This is a genomic window from Mycolicibacter nonchromogenicus (genome assembly GCF_002101775.1).
In the GTDB taxonomy this organism is placed as follows: Bacteria; Actinomycetota; Actinomycetes; order Mycobacteriales; family Mycobacteriaceae; genus Mycobacterium; species Mycobacterium nonchromogenicum.
The window spans coordinates 1-1,427 of the sequence record NZ_LQPI01000078.1 but is presented as its reverse complement, the minus strand read 5'-3'; the positions used below and the strand labels follow the sequence as shown (position 1 = coordinate 1,427).

Genomic DNA, 1,427 nt, shown 5'->3' with positions numbered 1-1,427 from the left:
GGTCAAGTCCACGGACGTGGTGTACGACGTCGTCGTGTGATTCTTCGATGTGATGGTTCAGGCGGTCAGTGCCGCTGGGGTGGCCTCCTGTTCGGTCGGGGTGTCGTTGACGGTGCGTGATTTGCTCAGGACGTCGAGTCCGAGGTAGCGCCGGGATTCGGCCCATTCGTCGTGTTGCTCGGCCAGCACTGCTCCGACGAGGCGGATCAGGGCCTCGCGGTCGGGGAAGATGCCCACGACGTCGGTGCGGCGGCGGATCTCTTTGTTGAGCCGTTCCTGGGGGTTGTTGGACCAGATCTGGCGCCAGATTTGCTTGGGGAAAGCGGTGAACGCCAGCAGATCCGGCCGCGCCGCTTCGAGGTGGTCGGCCACCTTGGGCAGCTTGTCGGACAGCGCGTCGATAATCCTGTCATATTGCGCTGCAACCGATTCGGAGTCGGGTTGATCGAATACTGAATGCAGCAGGGTGCGCACCCACGGCCACGACGCCTTCGGGGTGATGGCCATCAGATTGGTTGTGTAGTGGGTTCGGCAGCGTTGCCAGGCCGCCCCGGGGATCGTCGCGCCGATTGCGGCCACCAGCCCGGCGTGGGCGTCGCTGGTGACCAGTTTGACCCCGGACAGCCCGCGGGCGGTCAGCGACCGCCAGAACGTCAGCCAGCCCGCGCCGTCCTCAGCGGTCGTGACGTCGATGCCGAGGATCTCCCGGTAGCCCTCCTTGTTGACCCCGACCGCGATCAGGGCGTGCACGTTGACCACCCGGCCAGCCTCGCGGACTTTGAGCACCAGGGCGTCAGCGGCCACGAACGTGTACGGGCCGGCATCCAGCGGCCGGGTGCGGAACGCCTCGACGGCGGCGTCGAGCTCCTTAGCCATCACCGACACCTGCGACTTCGACAACGACGTGATGCCGAGGGTCTCGACGAGCTTGTCCATCCGCCGCGTCGAGACCCCGAGCAGGTAGCAGGTGGCCACCACGGTCGTCAGCGCCCGCTCAGCCCGTTTGCGGCGCTCCAGCAGCCAGTCCGGGAAGTAGGAACCGTGGCGCAGCTTCGGGATCGCCAGGTCCAAGGTGCCCGCGCGGGTGTCGAATTCGCGGTGCCGGTAGCCGTTGCGGGAATTGGTGCGCTCAGCGGAGCGCTGGCCGTACCCGGCGCCGCACAGGGCATCGGCCTCGGCACCCATCAGGGTGTGGATAAACGTGGCCAGCAGCTCGCGCAACACGTCGGGATGTGCGGTGGTGAGTCGTTCGGCCAGCACGGTGGGCAGGTCGATACTGTGGGCAGTGGTCATCGCGTCGATTCCTTTGCTCGAGTGACTTTGGACGGTCTCTCGAAGAATCACGCGATGACCTTCAATCACTCGGCTACGACACGCCGGCACCGCTGATCAGGTCCGACTCGTACACCACTCTGCTGGACGCAACC

Annotated in this window: 1 protein-coding gene; it reads right to left on the bottom strand. The window is 65.9% G+C overall.

What is annotated here, in order from left to right; genetic code table 11:
* Positions 1–57 precede the first annotated feature (57 nt).
* Positions 58–1,293 carry an IS256 family transposase gene (locus AWC18_RS19310; protein ID WP_085139786.1) on the bottom strand — a complete coding sequence of 412 codons (1,236 nt, stop codon included), beginning with the start codon at positions 1,291–1,293 and terminating at the stop codon, positions 58–60.
* Positions 1,294–1,427 lie beyond the last annotated feature (134 nt).